The organism is Streptomyces roseus (genome assembly GCF_001044425.1).
Lineage (GTDB): Bacteria > Actinomycetota > Actinomycetes > Streptomycetales > Streptomycetaceae > Streptomyces > Streptomyces roseus.
Genome location: NZ_LFML01000018.1, coordinates 24751 through 43581 on the forward strand (window position 1 = coordinate 24751; position 18831 = coordinate 43581).

The window sequence follows — 18831 nt, forward strand, 5'->3', positions numbered from 1 at the left end:
GTCATGGACCATCGGCCGCCGCATCCGAGCCAGCGCCACGTCGGCGAACCGCGCCTGCCCCTGCTGGCGGTCCCCTTCGCGCTGATCGCGGCCGTCACGGTGGTCGACGTCCTGGCTCCGCCCGATGTCCACCTGGGTCCGTTCCTGGTCGCGGCCCCGGCGGTCACCGCCTCTTTCGCCGGTCCCCGGATGACGGGGTTCGTCGGGGCGGTGGCCGTCGCGGCCCAGGTGACGGTCGCGGTGGTGCGGACCACCGCCACCGACCTGAACCACACCTTCCAGATCATCGCGCTGGTCCTGATCTCGATCTTCGTCACCGTCTTCGCACACTTGCGCGAGGTCCACGAGAAGCAGCTGACTCAGCTGCGCTCGGTGGCCGAAGCCGCGCAGGAGGTGGTCCTGCGGCCGCTGCGGGACCGGATGGGCCCGCTGCGACTGGCCTCCGTGTACCTGGCCGCTGAGGCGGAGGCCCAGATCGGCGGGGACCTGTACGCCGCCACCCGCACCGCCCACGGCACCCGGCTGATCGTCGGCGACGTCCGCGGCAAGGGTCTGGAGGCGGTCGGGGACGCCGCGCTGGTGCTCGGCGCCTTCCGGGCCGCCGCCCACCAGGAGGCGGACCTGCCGACGCTGGTCGCGTACCTGGAGTCCGCCGTGGCGGCGGATCAGGAGGGCGCGGACGAGCCGCCCGACGATCCCGGCGAGGCCTTCACCACGGCGGCGGTACTGGACATCCCCGATCGGGAGATGACCGTACGGCTGATCAGCTGCGGGCACCCGCCTCCCCTGCTGCTTCGGGGAGGGCGGGCCATCCCCCTCGAGGTGGACCACCCGGCGCCGCCGCTGGGCCTGACGCGGTACGTGGACACCGGCTTCGCCGCGCAGTCCTTCTCCTTCGAGCCGGGCGACATGATCCTGCTCTACACGGACGGCGTCATCGAGGCCCGCGACGCCGGGGGCGCCTTCTACCCGCTGCCGGAGCGGGCCGCCGACTGGCCGGGGGACGGCCCGGACGCCCTGCTGCGCCACCTCTGCGAGGATCTGCTGGCCCACTCCCCGGGCGGCAGCCTGGGCGACGACGCGGCGATGGTCGCGATCGAGCGCATCACCGGCAGCGCCTGACCCTTAGGGGTGGCGCACCCCCCCGGACCTCAATTGCCCGCGCGTGTCGGCCAGTTGTCCGGATTTGAGCTCGTTCGCGAGACGCATGCCGACCGGCCCTCCGGGATGATTCGCCCGGGGCCCTCGTACAACAAGGTGGTGAGGCCATGGCATCGACGGAAGGAAACGGCTCTTCGTGAAGATGAAACGCCTCGCACCCGTGCTCGCAGCCGCCGGTCTCGTCGCCACCAGCGTCCCGCTGCTCTCCGCCACCGGGGCCGCCGCCGCCCCGGCCGCGCAGTACACGCCGCAGAAGCCGGCGTGGCAGCGCTGCGCCACCGATCGGCCCGCCGCGTACGAGTGCGCGACGATCAAGGTCCCGCTCGACTACCGGCGTCCGCAGGGCCGCACGATCGACCTCGCGATATCGCGGATCAAGAGCGGGAACCCGGCCAAGCGGCACGGCGCCATGCTGCTCAACCCGGGCGGGCCGGGCGGGTCCGGGCTCGATCTGCCGCTGATGATGGACGAGTTGATGCCGAAGGACGTACGCGACCAGTACGACCTGATCGGCTTCGACCCGCGCGGGGTCGGCGCGTCCACCCCCATCACCTGCGGGATGAGCGACGCCGAGCAGAACTTCGACCGGCCGTACAAGGAGGAGACGTTCCCGGCGGACGTGGCCTGGGCGCGTACGGTCGCGGAGAAGTGCCGCGAGAAGTCGGGCTCGGTCCTGCCCTTCATCACCACCCGCAACACCGCGCGCGACATGGACGCGATCCGCGCCGCACTGGGCGAGAAGAAGATCTCGTACGTCGGCTACTCGTACGGGACCTACCTGGGCGCGGTGTACACGCAGATGTTCCCGGACCGCAGCGACCGTTTTGTCCTGGACAGCGGCGTGGACCCGCAGCGCATCTGGCGGGGGATGATCCAGGTGTGGGCCACCGAGGCGGAGCCCGCCTTCAAGCGCTGGGCGCAGTGGACGGCCGAGCGCTCGGGCGACTACGGGCTCGGCGAGACGCCGGAAGCCGTCTCCAAGACCTTCTGGGACCTCGTGGCCCGGGCGAACCTGCAGCCGATCGAGGTGGACGGCACCAAGATCACGGGAGACGACATCCGCACCGCCCGCGGTCTGTTCTTCTCCCCCTCGCAGGCGGCTCCCCTGGTCAAGGCGCTGAAGGACGCGGCAGACGGCAAACCCGTCCCGCTGACCGAGGCGCAGCGCAAGCTGCTGCTGCCGGCCGCGGAGCCGGCCTCGGACAACGGCACGGCCGTGTTCTGGGCCGTGGTGTGCGGGGACACGGAATGGCCCCGCTACCCGGAGCAGTACCAGCGGGAGGCGGCGCGCGACAAGGCGCGGTACCCGCTGTACGGGGACTTCGCGTCCAACATCAAGCCGTGCGCCTTCTGGCGGCGGCCGATCGAGCCGCCGACGGCGATGAAGGCGAAGACCAACGTGCTGACCGTCCAGAACGAGTGGGACTCCCAGACCCCGCTGGTCAGCGGCCAGGGCCTGCACAAGGCGCTGGCCGGCTCGCGGATGGTGCTCGCGCTGGGCGGTGAGGGCCACGGCGTGTACCTCGTGGACCCGAACTCCTGCGCCGCCGCCACGGTCGACGCCTACCTGACGACGGGCAGGCTGCCCGCCCGGGACGTGACCTGCCGGACGGCGCCGGGCGCGCAGGAGCGCCGCTCGGAGATCGCCCCGCAGTCGCCGCGGCGCTTCCCGGTCCCGGCGGACGGGAGGTTCTGACCCGGACGGCCCCGGCCGCCGGTCAGGACGCCTCGGCGGCGGCCTTGATCCGGCGGCCGAAGTCAGGCGCGTCCTTGCGGGCCGCGCTCAGCGCCAGGCCCACCAGCAGCTTGCCGAACCCGTGTCCTTCGAGGAGGGTGTTGAAGATGCGCACGCGGGTGCGGCCGCCGGGAAGGGCCTCGAAGTCGTATCCGCCCTCGGCGGTGACCAGGTTCTTGCTCTGCTCCGCCCAGCGGACCAGCTTCTCCGGCTCGAAGCCGGTGATGCGGAACTCGCGGCCGGTCTTCATCCCGGCGTCCTTCACGGTGCTGCGGAAGACCGTGCCCTCTGCGGTCGGGCCGTCGGGGGTCTTGCAGTGGGCCCCGGGCCCGGGCGCGACGCCTCACCGGCGAGACGACCGCCGGGCACCGCCGGACGGGCCCCGCACCGCGGGGCCCTGGGCCGGGGCGGCGCCGATCCGGCTCCCCCGCAGCGGTGTCAGCAGCCCGGCCCCCACGATGAGCAGGCACAGCGCCCCGGCGCCCACACTGACCGCGGGCACCCCGTGCCGGCCGGCCAGCACGGTGAGGGCGGCCGCGCCCACGGGACCGGAGGCACCGTGCACGGTCCAGAAGGCCGAGGTGACCCGCCCGAGCAACGCGTCCGGGGTCACCTCCTGGCGCAGGGTCAAGGAGCAGACCGCCCCCAGGGTCAGCCCGAACATGAACACCGCGGCCGCCACCGTGATCACCGGCAGGCTCCCGCTCACGCCGGTCACCACCACGCCCCCGCCGATCAGGACGACCGAGCCCAGCCAGCACGTACCGAAGCCGAAGGTCCGGCGCAGGGGCGCTGCGGCCAAGGCCGCGCCGACGACCCCGAACCCGCTCAACGCGATGACGAGCCCGACGGTGGCCTTGCTCTGCCCCAGCTCCTCCTGGACCCGGAAGATCAGCAGGTCGGTGGCGCCCACGGTGACGAAGGTCAGCAGCGTGAGCAGGACGGTCAGCGCCCGCAGCACGGGCTGGGCCCACAGGAAGCGGAACCCCTCCAGGAACATCTCGCGCAACTTCCCGGGCGCGGGCCCGCGGCCCCGCGACGCACCGTCCCGGAGCCTGTCCGCGGCCCGGTCCCCGGCTCCGTCCGCGTCCCGGCCGAAGGCCACCCACCGCAGGCTCACGGCCGAGACCAGGAAGGTCGCCCCGTCCACCCCCACCGCCCAGTCCGCGCCCACCGCGGCGGCGATGAACCCCGCCGCCGCCGGCCCGCACAGGGTGCCGAAGGCGAAGGCCGCCGTCAGCCTCCCGTTGGCGGCGGTCAGGTGCTCGGTGGCCACCAGGCCGGGCACCGCCGTCACGTACGCCACGTCGAAGAGCGTCTTCAGGACGGTGACCAGCGCCGTCAGCACGTACAGCACCCAGGTCCGGGGCCCCGCCAGCCAGATGAACGGGACCGCGCCCAGCAGCAGCGCCCGTACGAGATCGCAGGTGATCATCAGGCGGCGCCGGTCCGTCCGGTCCACCACGTACCCGGCGAACAGGCCGGTCGCGATGGAGCCGACGCCCGTGATGACCGTGATCAGGCCCATCTGGACCACGGAACCGGTGGCTTCGAGGACCAGCAGGGGCAGCGCGAGCAGCGAGATCGACCCGCCGAGGACGGACAGCGCCTGGCCGAGCCAGAAGACGTTGAAGTCGCGGTTGCGCCGGAGCGAGGGGATCCCGACCGGGTCCGCCACCTCGGCTCAGCCCAGCAGGGCGTAGACCGTCGACGCCGTCGCGGACGGCTCGTCGGCGCCCTCGGGGGTCATGGTGATGTCGGCGAAGGCCATGCGCTTGCCCAGCTTGGTCACCCGGACCGCGATCACCACGTCCGCGCCGACCACCGGCCCCTGGAAGCTGGTCGACTGCTGGACGGTGGTCATCGGGCCGTAGGCCCCGCGCGCCGCGGAGATCGCGATGACGGTGGCGGTGTCGGCGGCCGCCATCAGGGCCTGGCCGGACATGCCACCGCCGTCGCGGGCCAGCGCCTCGGACCAGGGCAGCCGCAGTACGGCGTGCCGTTCGCCCGTCTCCTGGACGGTCAGCCCGAGGGCGAGCACCCACGGGGCGAAGTGGTCGGCGAGGATCTTGTCTGCGTCTGCGGGTGTCAAGGTCACCCGCAGATTGTGGCGCCCGGGTCCGGGCGCCACAACACCTTTCCGTGCACGACGCGTTCCGGCCGACCGGGCAGGTCCGCGGCGACCGCGCTCACGGACCGGTCAGAGGCTCGCCGCCAGTTCCGTGCCCTGGCGGATCGCCCGCTTGGCGTCCAGCTCCGCGGCCACGTCGGCGCCGCCGATCAGGTGCGGGCGGGCGCCGGCCGCGAGCAGGGCCTCGTACAGGTCCCGGCGCGGCTCCTGGCCGGTGCACAGCACCACCGTGTCGGCGGGGACCAGCCGCTGCTCGTCGCCGACGGTGATGTGCAGGCCCTCGTCGTCGATCCGGTCGTACGTGGCGCCCGCGACCGAGACCACCCCGCGGTGCTTGAGCTCCGCCCGGTGGATCCAGCCGGTGGTGGTGCCGAGGCCGGCGCCGACCTTGGTGGTCTTGCGCTGGAGGAGGTGGACACGGCGCGGGGGCGCGGGCCGCTCGGGGGCGGTGAGCCCGCCGGGACCCGCGTACGCGGTGTCCACGCCCCAGTGGCGGAAGTACGTCTCGGGGTCCTGGGACGCGCCCTCGCCGCTGTCGGTGAGGAACTCGGCGACGTCGAAGCCGATGCCGCCGGCGCCGACGACGGCGACGTTCTCGCCGACCGGGGCGCCGTCGCGCAGGACGTCGAGGTAGCTGACCACGTTGTCCCGGTCCACGCCCTCGATGGCGGGGGTGCGGGGGGTGACGCCGGTGGCGACGACCACCTCGTCGTAGCCGCGCAGGGTCTCCACGTCGGCGGGGGTGTTCAGGCGCAGGTCGACGCCGCGGGCTTCGAGCTGGGTGCCGAAGTAGCGGATGGTCTCCTCGAACTCCTCCTTGCCCGGGATGCGGCGGGCGATGTCGAGCTGTCCGCCGATGTGGCCGCAGGCCTCGAAGAGGGTGACGGCGTGGCCGCGTTCGGCGGCGGAGACGGCGCAGGCGAGGCCGGCCGGACCGGCGCCGACGACGGCGACGCGCTTCCTCAGCTTCGTGGGCGAGAGCACGAGTTCGGTCTCGTGGCAGGCACGCGGGTTGACCAGGCAGCTGGTGATCTTGCCGCTGAAGGTGTGGTCGAGACAGGCCTGGTTGCAGCCGATGCAGGTGTTGATGGTCTCGGACCGGCCGGCCGCGGCCTTGGCCACGAAGTCGGCGTCGGCGAGGAAGGGGCGCGCCAGGGAGACCAGGTCGGCGCGGCCGTCGGCGAGGATCTCCTCGGCCTTCTCCGGGGTGTTGATGCGGTTGCTGGTGACGAGGGGGACGGAGACCGCGCCCATCAGCCGCTTGGTGACCCAGGTGTAGGCGCCGCGCGGGACGGAGGTGGCGATGGTGGGGATGCGGGCCTCGTGCCAGCCGATGCCGGTGTTGATGATCGTGGCGCCGGCCGCCTCGATCTCCTTGGCGAGGCGGACGACCTCGTCGAGGGTGGAGCCGCCGGGGATCAGGTCGAGCATCGAGAGGCGGTAGACGAGGATGAAGTCCTCGCCGACGGCCGCGCGGGTACGCCGGACGATCTCCAGCGGGAAGCGCATGCGGTTCTCGTACGCGCCGCCCCAGCGGTCGGTGCGCTTGTTGGTGGCGGCGGCGATGAACTCGTTGATCAGGTAGCCCTCGGAGCCCATGATCTCGACGCCGTCGTAGCCGGCCAGCTTGGCGAGGCGGGCGGCGCGGACGAAGTCCTCGACGGTGCGCTCCACCTCGATGTCGCTGAGCTCGTTCGGGACGAAGGGGCTGATGGGGGCCTGGATGGCGCTGGGGGCGACGAGGTCCTTGTGGTAGGCGTAGCGGCCGAAGTGGAGGATCTGCATCGCGATCTTCCCGCCCTCGGCGTGCACGGCGTCGGTGATCACCCGGTGCTCGGCGGCCTCCTCCTCGGTGGTGAGGCGGGACCCGCCCTCGAAGGGCCGGCCGGCGTCGTTCGGGGCGATGCCGCCGGTGACGATCAGGCCGGCGCCACCGCGGGCGCGCTCGGCGTAGAAGGCGGCGAGCCGCTCGAAGCCGCCCTGGTGCTCTTCGAGTCCGGTGTGCATCGACCCCATGATCACGCGGTTCGGCAGCGTGGTGAAGCCGAGGTCCAGGGGGCTCAGCAGGTGCGGGTACCGGCTCTGGGAACTCATGAGGGGCGCCTCCTCGCGCGGGGGTGATGAACCTGTTCTAGGCGAGGAGGGCCCGATTGTGCAACTAGGTGCATAACCAAGTGGCGGAGTTCACGCCCGCCGGTCACGCCCGCCGGTTCACGCCCGCCGTGCCGCTGCCCGGTCCTGGAGGGCCGTGACTTTCCGTACGAGGACCACGGCGCATCCGGCCGCCGCGACGAAGAGCAGGTCGGACGCCATGCCGACCAGCGCGGCGTCGCTCAGTCCGGCCGGCGTCACAGACGACGAAGACCACGGCGGTGGGGAGCGTCGCCGGCAGCGTCAGGCTCGTCGCCATCGTGGACAGCCGCCCGGCCGGTTGCGCGTCCCGGGCGGCGCCAACGTCACTGATCATCCGCGTCCACGTCACGGTGCCCCGCGGGGGCGTCGTGCGCTTCGGGCCCGGCGGTCAGGCCCGGTGCAGGCGGACCGTGACGATCTGGAACGGGCGCAGGGTCAGGGCGACCGCGCCGTCCGGTGCGGGGCCCGATACCGCCTGTCCCGGCAGGGGCCGTTCCAGGAGGTCGGTCTCCGTCGCCCCCGCGAGGCGGAAGTCGGCCCTCAGGGCGGCCGTCGCGCGGCCCCCGCGGGACTCGTAGAGGCGTACGACCACGTCACCGCTGCGGTCCTCGGCCAGTTTGACCGCCTCGACCACCACCGCGTCGTTGTCCACGGCCAGCAGCGGGGCCACCGCGGCCGCCCCGCGGACCACCCGCTCCGGCAGGTTCAGCGCGTGGCCCTCGCGTACCGCGTCCGCGATCTCCGCACCCGGCGCCAGCGAGAACCGCAGGGTGTGGGCGCCCTGGTCGGTCTCCGGGTCCGGGTAGCGCGGTGCCCGCAGGAGCGAGAGGCGGACCGTCGTGGTCTGGCCCCCGTCCGGCCGCACGTCGCGGGTCACGTCGTGGCCGTACGTGGAATCGTTGAGGATCGCCGTGCCCCATCCCGGCTCCTCCACGTGGATCCACCGGTGCGCGCAGATCTCGAACTTCGCCGCCTCCCACGACGTGTTGGTGTGGGTCGCCCGGTACACGTGTCCGAACTGGGTCTCCGAGGCGGACCGTTCCGCCTTCACGTCGAGCGGGAAGGCGGCCTTCAGGAACTTCTCCGTCTCGTGCCAGTCCACCTCCGTGACCAGGTCCACGGTCTTGGCCCCGGCCCGCAGCGTGATCAACTGGACGGCGGCCGAGCGGCCGAAGGATCGGCAGACGCGGACCGTGACCGCGTCCGGGCCGGCCTCGGCCACCTCCAGCGCGTCCAGCTCCACCAGGTCGGTCACGCTGTTGCGGTAGAAGGCGTCGATGTCCCACGCGTCCCACATGTTCGGGTGGTCGGGGTGGATCTGGAGCAGGTTCGCGGCCCGCCCCGGGGCCAGCGCCTCCCGCCGCGCCTCCAGGTCGTACGCCGACACGATCAGCCCGCGCCCGTCGATCTCCACCAGGAGCCGCCCGTTGGCGAGGACGTGCCCGCCCCCGTGCCGCTCCTCCACGGTGACCCGCTGCCGGCCGTCCGCCTCCCGCACCGGGCCGGCGCCGCCGGCCGGGACGCCGCGCCGGGCGTGCGGGGCGCAGTTGAAGACCAGCTCGGTGGCGCCCTCCCCGGCCAGGGCGGTCTGGGCGGCCAGCGTGATCCCGCGCAGTTCCTCCCCTACCTCCGCGTAGGTCGCGCGCGCCTCGCGGTGCACCCAGGCGATCGACGATCCGGGGAGGATGTCGTGGAACTGGTGGAGCAGGACGGTCTTCCAGATCCGCTCCAGGTCCTCGTACGGGTACGCGTAGCCCCCCGCCGCCCGGACGGCGGCGGTGGCCGCCCACAACTCGGCCTCGCGCAGCAGCGATTCGCTGCGCCGGTTGCCCTGCTTGGTCTTCGCCTGCGAGGTGTAGGTGCCGCGGTGCAGCTCCAGGTACAGCTCGCCGGCCCAGACGGGCGCGTCCGCGTACTCGGCGTGCGCCTTCTCGAAGAAGGCGTCGGGACGCTCGATCTCCACGCGCGGGGAGCCTTCGAGATCGCGCTGGCGCCTGGCGCGGGCCAGGTGCTCGCGGGTTGGACCGCCGCCGCCGTCGCCCCAGCCGAAGGGCACCAGCGAGCGCGAACCCCGTCCCTTCTCGCGGTAGTTGGCTGCCGCATGCGCCAGCTGCGCGCCGCCCAGGTCGCTGTTGTACGTGTCGACGGGCGGGAAGTGGGTGAAGACCCGGGTGCCGTCGATGCCCTCCCACCAGAAGGTGTGGTGCGGGAACGCGTTCACCTGCGACCAGCAGATCTTCTGCGTCAGGAACCACTTCGAGCCGGACAGCTTCACGATCTGCGGCATCGCGGCGGTGTACCCGAAGGAGTCGGGGAGCCAGACGTTGCGGGTCTCGATGCCGAACTCCTCCAGGAAGAACTTCTTTCCGTAGAGGAACTGACGGACCATCGCCTCTCCGCCGACCATGTTGGTGTCGGACTCCACCCACATGCCGCCGACCGGCACGAACTGCCCGTCCGCGATCTTCTTCTTGATCCGCTCGAAGAGCTCGGGCCGGTGGGTCTTGATCCAGTCCAGCTGCTGCGCCTGCGACATGGCGAAGACGAACTCGGGGTGCGCGTCCATCAGGTCGACCACGTTGGACGTGGTGCGGGAGACCTTGCGGACCGTCTCGCGCAGCGGCCACAGCCAGGCGGAGTCGATGTGGGCGTGTCCGACGGCGCTGATCCGGTGCGCGCCGGCGTGGGCGGGGGCGGCGAGCACCGCGGTCAGGCGCGTACGGGCGGCGGCCGCCGTCCCGGGGACGTCCGCGAGGTCCACCGCGTCCAGGGCGGAGTCGATCGCGCGCAGGATCTCGTACCGCCGGGCGTCGGCCTCGCCGAGCTGCGTCATGAGGTCGTGGAGGACCTCCAGGTCCTGTACGAGCTCCCAGACCTCGGTCTCGAAGACGGCGAGGTCCATCCGGGCGAGCCGGTAGAGGGGCTGGTCGCCGCTGGTCAGACGGTCCCCTTCGTACGTGGCCGAGTGGTCGACCAGGACGGGGTTGGAGGCGGCTTCCACGTACCACTCGACCCGTTCGCCGCCGGCCGCCGGATCGGCGACGCGCACCCAGTCGTTGTACGGGTTCAGCGCCTTGACCTCGCTCCCGTCGGCCCGGTGGACCAGCCCCTCGCACTGGAAGCCGGGCATCATCCGGTCGAAGCCGAGGTCGAGGACGGCCTCGACCGTACGGCCCGCCCACTCGGCCGGGACGGTGCCGGTGACCTTGAACCACGTGGTGCCCCAGGCCGGCCCCCATGCCTCGCCGATCGCACAGGGTCCGTACGGGGCCGCGAGACCCTCGGTGACCGCCACCGGCTCGCCCGGTGCCTCCCAGCGCTCGATCGCCAGCGGGACCGCGCGGGAGTGGACGGCGGGCTTGATGCGCTCCTTGAGGACCCGGCGCAAGCGGTGTTCGGTGATGCTGCGGTCGTCGTGCATGACGGCTGCTCCAAGGGAGGGAGGGGTCGTATGACGGCAGGTCGGTGGCGTGACGGCAGGTCGTGCGGGTCAGATCTTGACGGCTCCCTCGCCCACTCCCTTGAAGAAGAAACGCTGGAGGGCGAAGAAGAGCAGCATCATCGGCAGGAGCGCCGCCATCGCGCCGGCGGCGATGATCCGCTGGTCGTTGGTGGTGGTGGCGCCGGCCAGGGTCTTCAGGCCCAGCTGGAGGGTGTAGTGGTCGCTGTCGGTGAGGACCAGCAGCGGCCACAGGAAATCGTCCCAGGCGCCGATGAAGCTGGTGATGCAGACGACGGCCAGGGCCCCCTTGGCGGCGGGGAGGAAGAGCCGGGTGAACCGGGTCCATTCGCCCGCGCCGTCCAGGACCGCCGACTCCTCCACCTCCCGGGGCACCGCGAGGAAGGCCGAGCGCATGACCATGATGTTGAGGACGGAGACGGCGCCCGGGAGCCACACGCCGATGAGGGTGTCGACCAGGCCCATCTCACGGACGGTCAGGAACATCGAGATCATCACGGACTCGAAGGGGAACATGAGGGTGGCGACCAGCACCGTGAAGACGGACGTGCGGCCCTTCCACCCGGCCCGGGAGAGGGCGTAGCCGCCCATCGCCGCGAAGAGCATGTTCGAGGTGACCGCGAGGACGGCCACGATCAGCGTGTTGCCGACGTACTGGAGCAGCGGGAAGGACTCTGCGACCAGGACGTAGTTGTCGAGGGTGGGGCGCTCGGGCAGCACGCCGTCGTACACGTTCTCGGTGCGGCCGCGGATCGAGGTCAGGAACTGCCACGCGATCGGCCCGAGCATCACGACGAGCATCAGGACCAGCGAGGCGTACCGGGCGGCGAGCCCGAGCCGTGCGCGCGGGGCGGCTCTCACCTCTCGTCCCCCTTCGACAGGCGGCGGCCCAGCAGGCTGAAGACCAGGGTCAGCAGGAACAGCAGGATCGACAGGGCGGAGGCGTAGCCGGTCTCGCCGGAGAAGCCGAGGCCGACCTGCCGGATGAGGAAGGGCAGGGTACGGGCGCCGCCGCCGGGGCCGCCGCTCTCGCCGCCCAGGATGTAGATCTCGGTGAACACGCGCAGCGCGGAGATGGCCGACAGGGTGCCCACGAGCAGCATCATCGGCTTGACCTGGGGGACGGTGATGCTGAAGAAGCGGCGTACGGGGCCGGCGCCGTCGAGCGCGGCCGCTTCGTGGAGCGAGGGCGACACGTTCCCGAGGGCGGCGAGGTAGAACACCATGTAGTAGCCGAGTCCCTTCCATACGGTCACGATCATGGCGGATACCAGCAGCATGGCGCTGTCGGTCAGGAAGGGGATCGGCTCCGAGACGATGCTGAGCCGGAGGAAGACGGTGTTGACGAGCCCGTCGCTGCGCAGCACCCACTGCCAGATCAGGCCGACGACCACGGCCGAGGCGATCACCGGGGTGTAGAAGGCGGAGCGGAAGAACCCGATGCCGGGAACCTTCGCCCGGACCAGCACGGCGAGGGCGAGCGGGAGGAGTACCAGGCACGGTACGACGACGACCAGGTAGAGCACGCTGTTGCCGGCCGCGGTCCAGAAGTCGGGGTCGGCGAAGGCCCGGGTGTAGTTGTCGAATCCCACGAAGGTGCCGCCGCGCAGGATCTGTGCGTCGGTGAGGGACAGGACGACGGTGTTGACGAACGGCCAGAGGCTGAACAGGGCCACCATCAGCAGGCCGGGGGCGAGGAAGAGGTAGGGGATCCACCACTTGCGGTGGACCAGCCCGGTCTCGGCCTCCATGGCCGCGAGGGCCTTGCGGCGCGCTCTGGCGGAGCGGGCGGGGCCGGGCGTCATGTGCGGGCGGATTTGGCGAGCAGCTGGTTCGCCGCCTCCTGGGCCTTGTGTACGGCCGTCTTCGGATCCTGCTCGCCCTGGATCGCCTTCTGCATCTCCCGGACGACGGCGTCGCCGACCTGGTTGGTCCACTGGACCGGGGTGTTGGCGTCGAGCGCGGCGGTCGCGAGCTGCTGGGCGCCGACCGCACGGGCGACCGTCTCGGCGTCCGTGCCGTCGCCCCGGTCCGCGAAGCGCGGATCGGCCAGGCCCTGGGCGTTGGAGGGGTAGATCGTCGCGTTCTTGGAGAACTCCACCTGGTTGGGGCCGTTGGTGACCCATTTGGCGAACTCGGTCGCCGCGTCCAGGTGTTTGGTGTCCTTCTTGATGCCGAGGGACTGGGCGTAGATGCCGATGTGGCCGAGCTTGCCGGTGACGGCGCCCGCGACCCGGGTACCGGCGTAGATCTGCGGGGCGTTCTGCTTGATGTCCTTGACGAAGCCCGGGGATCCGGGACCGAAGACGAGCTTGCCCCCGCCGTACAGCTGGTTGATGTCGTCGGACTTGAGGAGGGACTCCTTGGGCATGGCGCCCTTGGCGTACAGGTCCTTCATCCGCTCGACCCATTCGACGGCCTTGGGCGTGTCGAAGACGAAACGATCCTGTGTGCCGTTCAGGATCGGTACGCCCATCTTCTGCCAGTCCCCGGGCAGGCGGCCCTTGGGGTCGGCCATGAAGGCGGAGTACCGGCCGCCGGACGCGGCGGCGATCTTGTCCGCGTAGTCGAAGAACTGCTCGACCGTGGTGGGCGGCTGCGCCGGATCAAGTCCGGACTTCTCGAAGAGCTCTCTGTTGTAGGTGAGGATCTCCGGGGTCACGTACCAGGGGTAGGCGTACACGCCCTGGCCCTTGCCCGGCAGCTTGAACTGCTCCCAGGCCCCCGGGACGTACTCCTTGGCGACCTCGGGGTCGAGCCCCGCGACGTCGGCGAGCAGGCCGCGGTCGCCCAGGAGCTGGAAGGAGTCGGTGGACAGGTTGACCACGTCGGGCAGGGCGCCGGCCTGGGCGTCGGCGACGAGTTTCTCGTTGTAGCCGTCGCCGGGCACGTCCTCCCATCTGACCTTCGCCCCGGGGTACTTCTTCTCGAAGGCGTCGATGACTCCCTGTACGTACGCCGTGAACTTGGGCTTGAGCTGGAGGGTGCGGAAGGTGATCTCGCCCAGGACTTCACCGGTCTTCCGGCCCTCCCGCACGTCCGCCGCGCCGCTGCCGCCGAGCCCGCAGGCGGAGACCGAGAGGAACGTGCCGGCCACGAGTGTGGCGACGGCGGTACGGGTCGCGTTCGAACGGGTCATCGTCGCCACCTTCGGGGGGAGTTCCGGCCTCTTCGCCGGAGCGCGCAGCCCACGCTGACCCCAAAGCCGGATCGCGTCAATGCGGCCGAAGTGCGGACGGGCGGGTACCGGTGGGTCCCGAAAGACGGCAGCGGGCGCACAGGCAGAGCGAACACATGAAGTCAACACCGCGGCGACCAGGACTGATGCGCTTTAGTCCAGGCCTCTTCCGAGGCGATATCGATTCCATCACAACACCTGCGGATATGACCGATGTTGACTTCTTGTCGGCGGTCCGGGAGCCTGCGCACTAATGCGCTTTACCTGACGGCCGCCCAGAACCCCCACGCGCCCGCGACCTCACCCCGCCCGCCATGGCCGTCCCGTCCGCGCGGCCGGCATGGAGGCGCCGCCGGGGTGGCACGGTCCGGCCCCGCCCGCGGCCGCCGCTCCCCCTACTTCATCCGGTACTCGACCTTTTCGGCGAGTTTTCCGTCCTTGAAGCAGAAGCGGTACACCGTCTCCCCGTCACCGTCCTCGGCGGACACGTACCAGGAGCAGACGCTGCCCTCGGGTTCGGCCGGACCGCCCGACTTCAGGGCGTCCTTCATGAAGCTCTCCCCGGACGGCAACTTCGCGCGGACCGCTTCCTGCGGGTCGCCGACGTTCACGGCCTGGTAGACGCCGGGTTCGAGGATGGTCTCGCCCGCGGCGTCGAGCACCTTCCCGACGCCGAAGACGAGTGCCCCCACAGCGGCGATGCCGAGCACCAACGCCACCCCGCAGCCGATCAGACAGCCCTTGCGCTGCGCCACGTCCACTCCTCCGTACCTTCTCTGCCTGCCGGTCTTCCTGACACCCAGACCTTCGCAAGCCACGGGGACCGCGCGCCGTCCTCCAAAGTCTTCGGCGCCCGCAACGATGGTCGCCGTTCGAGGCCGGGCCCCTCCCCCGTGTATACAAGAGGCAGGGACGATACGGACGAAACGAGAGGAACCCACCGTGAGTGAGACCATCGAGCCTCTGATCGTCGTCGGCGTGGACGGTTCGAACCACTCCAAGGAAGCCCTGCGCTGGGGCGTCGCCCAGGCGAAGGCCATCGGCGGCCGGGTGCACGCCGTCATGAGCTGGGAGTGGAACACCAACCCGTTCGCCGTCGGCCACGGCACCCCGGACGAACTGGTCGGCGCCGAGGAGACGGCCCGCCAGCGCCTCGCGGACACCGTGGCCTCGGCCGTCGGCACCTCTCCCGGCGTCCCCGTCTTCCGCCGGGTCGAACACGGCTCCCCCGCCCAGGTGCTGGTGGACGCCTCGAAGGAGGCGGAGCTGACGGTGGTCGGCACCCGGGGCTACGGCGGCTTCAAGGGCGTCCTGCTCGGCTCGGTGAGCCAGCAGGTGGTGCAGTACGCGGCGTGCACGGTGGTCGTCGTCCGCGCGGGCGAGGACGAGGATTAGAGACTGTCCGCCGGTCCGCGCGCTTGCCCGAGGGCGAGGCGGGGCCGGCGCCTCGTCCCCTCCTGGTTCGACCCGACCGTCGCGGGCCTCGCCGCGCTGCGTGCCGTCTGCCTGGTCGTGGCCATGGCGCCGGGCGTGGCCCGCGTCATCCGCGGGAGGGCGACCGCTTCGCCGGGGGCGTCAGGTCGGCCGGGTCCGTGTTCGCTCCGCACAGGACGACGGCCACCCGCTCGCCCAGCGGCTCCGGGGCGTGCCGTACGGCCGCCAGGGCCGTGGCCGCGCCCGTCTCCACAACGATCCGGTGCTCCTCCCACAGCGCGCGGCGGGCCTGCGTGATCGCCGGGTCCGGGACCAGGACGGACCGTACGTTCTTCTCCCGCGCGGCGGCCAGCGCCGCCGCCGAAACCCGGGTCGCGCCCAGCGAGTCGGCTGCGACCGAGTCCACGGACACGTCGACGACCCGGCCCGCCTCCAAGGCCGCGTTCAGGGCCCGGCAGTTCTCCGGCTCGGCCGCGATCACCCGTACGCCGTGCTCACGGGCAGCCGCCGCGACACCGGCGAACAGCCCGCCCCCGCCCACCGCGACGACGACGGTGTCCAGCCCCGGCAGCCCCGCCCGGATCTCGTCCAGCACCGTACCCGCGCCCGCCGCGATCAGCGGGTGGTCGTACGCGTGGCTGCTCAGCGCGCCGCTGCCCGCCGCGAACTCCTCGCACGCGGCCAGTGCTTCGGCGTACCGCTCACCGACGAGCCGTACGTCCGCCCCGTACCCGCGCAGCCTCTCCACCTTCACGCGCGGCGCGTTGGCGGGCAGGAACACCGTCGCGGGGACGGACTGCGCGCGGGCCGCCCAGGCGCAGGCCAGGCCCGCGTTGCCCCCGGAGGCGATGGTGACGCCCGCGTCCGGGAGCGTCCCGGCGTCGCGTTGGGCGGCCAGGAAGTTGCGGGCGCCGCGGGCCTTGAAGGACCCGGTGTGCTGGAGGTACTCCAGCGCGAACCAGAGCCCCTCGGCGGCGGGCACGACGGCGACGGGGCGGACCGACCCGGCTATCCGGTCGGCGGCGGCGCGTACGGCGGCGTAGTCGAGCTGCTGTTCCACGATGGGTTCCCTTCAGGCGGCGGGCCGGTTGGCCTCGATCAGCTGGCGCAGCGCGCCGTGGTACACGTCGTGGTCGGTCAGGGCGGGCAGTACGTCGGTCAACCCGCCCGTGAGCACGGGGAACTCCCGCGGGTCCAGCGCGGCCAGGGCCGCCCGCGAGGCGGCCGTGGCTCCGGCCGGATCCCGGTGGTCCACGAAGGCGGCGCTGCCGAGGGTCAGCAGGTACATGCGGCGGTACGCGATCATCGCCTCGGCGGCCGTCATCCCGGCGGCCACGCTGTCGGCGAGCGCCGGCTCGACGAGCCGCGCCAGCAGTTGGCGGCCGAGCCAGGGCCGGCCGCCGCGGAGCACGAGCAGCCCCGGGTGGGCGACGAGCAGCCGGTACAGGGCGGTGAACCGCAGCTCGGCGGCCTCGGCCCAGCCGGTCCCGGCCGGGATCTCGGGCAGTTGGCCGGCGAGGTGCTCGGTACAGAGGTCGAGGAGCCCCGCGAGGTCGGCGCAGCGGCGCTGGACGGTGGCGTGGGAGACCTCCAGCCGGTCGGCCAGGGCGCGGAAGCTCAGCGCGTGCGGCCCCTCCTCGTCGATGAGGCGCAGGGCGGCGACGGCGATCGCCTCGGGCGTCGCGCGGTCCAGAGCTGCTGATCTCCTCGGCATGAGATACAGCGTATCAGCCACTGACACATACGGCGTATCAGTTTTGCGGCTCCCCGATCGTGTGACGTCGACTACGGCCATATTGCTGGTCATTGAGCCTTAACCATCGACTTATGTTGACAGAGGGTAGTCGCACCGCTGCACTGGGCGCACTGCAGCCCCACTTCAAGGAGTCTCCGTGCCGCCTCGCCTGCGTGCGTCGCTCCCCTGTCTGACCGCGGCCGCCCTGCTCGCGTTCTGCCTCGCCCCCACCACCGTGGCCACGGCCGAGCCGTACGCCACCTCGGACGCCCCGCTCGCGCTCACCCCGCCCATGGGCTGGAACAACTGGGCGCACTACATGTGCGACATCGACGAGGCCAAGGTGGTCGCGAACGCCGACGCACTGGTCTCCAGCGGTCTCGCGGCCAAGGGCTACGACACGGTGACCGTCGACGACTGCTGGATGGCCAAGAGCCGGGACCCGGAAGGCAACCTGGTCGTCGACGCGCAGAAGTTCCCGCACGGCATGGCCTGGCTCGGCGCGTACCTGCACGCCAAGGGCCTGAAGTTCGGCATCTACGAGGACGCGGGCTCCCTGACCTGCGAGCGCTACCCCGGCAGCGGCTCCCCCGAAGGCGGCGGCCCCGACCACTACGCGCAGGACGCCCGGCAGTTCGCGTCGTGGCAGGTCGACTACGTCAAGATGGACGGCTGCAACCTGTGGGTGCCGCCCGGCAAGACGAAGGAGCAGGCGTACCGCGACGCGTACGGCGCCGTCTCCGAGGGGCTGCGCGCCAGCGGCCGGGACATGGTGCTCTCGGCCTCGGCCCCCGCCTACTTCCAGCAGGGTGAATGGGGCGGCTCCGACTGGCACAAGGTCCTCGGCTGGGTCGGTGAGACCGGCCAGCTGTGGCGCGAGGGCAAGGACATCAAGGTCTACAACCCCGCCGCGCCCGCGACCTCCCGGTGGAGTTCGGTGCTCGGCAACTACGGCTACAACCGCTGGCTGGGCCGGTACGCGGGCCCCGGCAACTGGAACGACCCCGACTTCCTGATCGCGGGGGCCCCCGGGCTCACCGAGGCGGAGAGCCGCAGCCAGGTGGGCCTGTGGGCGATGATGGCCGCCCCCTTCATCCTCTCCTCCGACGTCGCCCGTCTCACCCCGGCGGGGCTGGCAGCCCTGGGCAACACCGACCTGATCGCCCTGGACCAGGACCCGATGGGCCGCCAGGGCGCGGTGCTCTCCGCCAACGCCACCTTCGAGGTGCTGGCCCGTCCGCTGGCGAACGGCGACCGCGCCGTCGCCGTGCTCAACCGCTCCGGCAGCGCGCGGGACATCTCCGTACCGCTCACCGACATCGGCCTGTACTCCTGCACCGTCGACGCCAAGGACCTGTGGACCGGCAGGAGCACCGAGGTCTCGACCTCCCTGACGGGGAAGGTGGCCGCGCACGACACGGCGGTCTTCCGGCTCACCCCGCGCGAGGGGTGCGGCGCGCCCGTGCCGACCGGGCAGATCACCGGCAACGGCGCCCGGTGCGCCGACGGGGTCAACACCACCGGCGTGGGCGCGGTGGTGCTCGCGCCGTGCACCGCGGCCGCCGACCAGCGCTGGGTGCTCGGGCCGCGGGAGAGCGTACGGCTCAGCGGCAAGTGCCTGTCGGCGGGCGAGGGCGGCGCCGTCGAGCTGGCCGCCTGCGCACCCGGGGAGCCGGGGCAGCGCTGGACCCACCGCCGGGACGGGGCCCTGGTCGAGGACGTCAGCGGGCTCTGCCTGACGGCCCCCGCCACAGCCGCCACCCCGGACGCCCCGGCCGAGCGGCTGCGCCTGAGCGACTGCGGCGACCACCGCGTCGACCAGGCCTGGTCCCTGCCCGTCTGATCTCACGGATCGGTGACTCCT

General features: G+C 72.0%; 15 protein-coding genes and 1 pseudogene. 4 read left to right on the forward strand and 12 right to left on the reverse strand.

Going from position 1 to position 18831, the window contains the following annotated elements:
- The first annotated feature begins 3 nt into the window (after positions 1-3).
- Complete coding sequence (locus ACS04_RS05100; protein ID WP_048475286.1) at positions 4-1122, forward strand: PP2C family protein-serine/threonine phosphatase; 1119 nt, start codon at positions 4-6, stop codon at positions 1120-1122.
- A 175-nt stretch (positions 1123-1297) separates the two neighbouring features.
- Positions 1298-2857 (forward strand): alpha/beta hydrolase, encoded by a 1560-nt coding sequence (locus ACS04_RS05105; RefSeq protein ID WP_048475287.1) that lies wholly within the window; start codon positions 1298-1300, stop codon positions 2855-2857.
- A 22-nt stretch (positions 2858-2879) separates the two neighbouring features.
- On the opposite strand, the pseudogene ACS04_RS05110 reads toward ACS04_RS05105, so the two are convergent.
- From ACS04_RS05110 to ACS04_RS05150, 10 genes and pseudogenes are all read right to left on the reverse strand, one after another.
- A pseudogene (locus ACS04_RS05110) lies at positions 2880-3209 on the reverse strand (SRPBCC family protein); the annotation flags it as partial.
- 30 nt (positions 3210-3239) lie between these two features.
- Positions 3240-4574: an MFS transporter gene (locus tag ACS04_RS05115; RefSeq protein ID WP_048475288.1), complete on the reverse strand. Its 1335-nt coding sequence runs from the start codon at positions 4572-4574 to the stop codon at positions 3240-3242.
- 6 nt (positions 4575-4580) lie between these two features.
- Positions 4581-4994: a PaaI family thioesterase gene (locus ACS04_RS05120; RefSeq protein ID WP_048475347.1), complete on the reverse strand. Its 414-nt coding sequence runs from the start codon at positions 4992-4994 to the stop codon at positions 4581-4583.
- Positions 4995-5096: 102 nt separating this feature from the next.
- Positions 5097-7121: an NADPH-dependent 2,4-dienoyl-CoA reductase gene (locus ACS04_RS05125; protein WP_048475289.1), complete on the reverse strand. Its 2025-nt coding sequence runs from the start codon at positions 7119-7121 to the stop codon at positions 5097-5099.
- Positions 7122-7238: 117 nt separating this feature from the next.
- Complete coding sequence (locus ACS04_RS38080) at positions 7239-7379, reverse strand: hypothetical protein (RefSeq protein WP_158977177.1); 141 nt, start codon at positions 7377-7379, stop codon at positions 7239-7241.
- Between the two features lie 169 nt (positions 7380-7548).
- Complete coding sequence (locus tag ACS04_RS05130; RefSeq protein WP_048475290.1) at positions 7549-10581, reverse strand: alpha-mannosidase; 3033 nt, start codon at positions 10579-10581, stop codon at positions 7549-7551.
- A 69-nt stretch (positions 10582-10650) separates the two neighbouring features.
- The gene (locus ACS04_RS05135) at positions 10651-11481 is read right to left on the reverse strand and encodes a carbohydrate ABC transporter permease (protein WP_048475291.1); all 831 of its coding nucleotides are present in this window, start codon (positions 11479-11481) and stop codon (positions 10651-10653) included.
- Entirely contained in the window at positions 11478-12425 is a 948-nt protein-coding gene (locus ACS04_RS05140; RefSeq protein ID WP_078864427.1) for a carbohydrate ABC transporter permease, read from the reverse strand. Before ACS04_RS05140 ends, ACS04_RS05135 begins: the two co-directional genes overlap by 4 nt.
- The gene (locus tag ACS04_RS05145) at positions 12422-13759 is read right to left on the reverse strand and encodes an ABC transporter substrate-binding protein (RefSeq protein WP_048475292.1); all 1338 of its coding nucleotides are present in this window, start codon (positions 13757-13759) and stop codon (positions 12422-12424) included. Before ACS04_RS05145 ends, ACS04_RS05140 begins: the two co-directional genes overlap by 4 nt.
- Before the next feature lie 434 nt (positions 13760-14193).
- A complete protein-coding gene (locus ACS04_RS05150; protein WP_048475349.1) occupies positions 14194-14553 on the reverse strand; it encodes a hypothetical protein in 360 nt (119 codons plus the stop codon).
- Positions 14554-14740: 187 nt separating this feature from the next.
- Between ACS04_RS05150 and ACS04_RS05155 the strand changes: the two genes are divergently transcribed.
- Positions 14741-15193 carry a universal stress protein gene (locus ACS04_RS05155; protein WP_048475293.1) on the forward strand — a complete coding sequence of 151 codons (453 nt, stop codon included), beginning with the start codon at positions 14741-14743 and terminating at the stop codon, positions 15191-15193.
- Between the two features lie 145 nt (positions 15194-15338).
- Here the strand turns inward: ACS04_RS05155 and ACS04_RS05160 are convergent, their stop codons facing one another.
- Both ACS04_RS05160 and ACS04_RS05165 read right to left on the reverse strand, forming a co-directional pair.
- Positions 15339-16292: a serine/threonine dehydratase gene (locus ACS04_RS05160; protein ID WP_048475294.1), complete on the reverse strand. Its 954-nt coding sequence runs from the start codon at positions 16290-16292 to the stop codon at positions 15339-15341.
- A gap of 12 nt (positions 16293-16304) precedes the next feature.
- Positions 16305-16946 (reverse strand): TetR/AcrR family transcriptional regulator, encoded by a 642-nt coding sequence (locus ACS04_RS05165; RefSeq protein WP_048475295.1) that lies wholly within the window; start codon positions 16944-16946, stop codon positions 16305-16307.
- A gap of 178 nt (positions 16947-17124) precedes the next feature.
- On the opposite strand from ACS04_RS05165, the gene ACS04_RS05170 reads away from it, so the two are divergent.
- Positions 17125-18810, forward strand: coding sequence for a ricin-type beta-trefoil lectin domain protein (locus ACS04_RS05170; RefSeq protein ID WP_245236287.1), 1686 nt, complete (start codon positions 17125-17127; stop codon positions 18808-18810).
- The last annotated feature ends 21 nt before the right edge of the window (positions 18811-18831 follow it).

Excerpts from the sequence above, each read along its gene's own strand:
- ACS04_RS05165 (WP_048475295.1), bottom strand. The coding sequence starts at position 16,946 with ATGCCGAGGAGATCAGCAGCTCTGGACCGCGCGACGCCCGAGGCGATC.
- ACS04_RS05100 (WP_048475286.1), top strand. The coding sequence starts at position 4 with ATGGACCATCGGCCGCCGCATCCGAGCCAGCGCCACGTCGGCGAACCG.
- ACS04_RS05125 (WP_048475289.1), bottom strand. The coding sequence starts at position 7,121 with ATGAGTTCCCAGAGCCGGTACCCGCACCTGCTGAGCCCCCTGGACCTC.
- ACS04_RS05130 (WP_048475290.1), bottom strand. The coding sequence starts at position 10,581 with ATGCACGACGACCGCAGCATCACCGAACACCGCTTGCGCCGGGTCCTC.
- ACS04_RS05145 (WP_048475292.1), bottom strand. The coding sequence starts at position 13,759 with ATGACCCGTTCGAACGCGACCCGTACCGCCGTCGCCACACTCGTGGCC.
- ACS04_RS05140 (WP_078864427.1), bottom strand. The coding sequence starts at position 12,425 with ATGACGCCCGGCCCCGCCCGCTCCGCCAGAGCGCGCCGCAAGGCCCTC.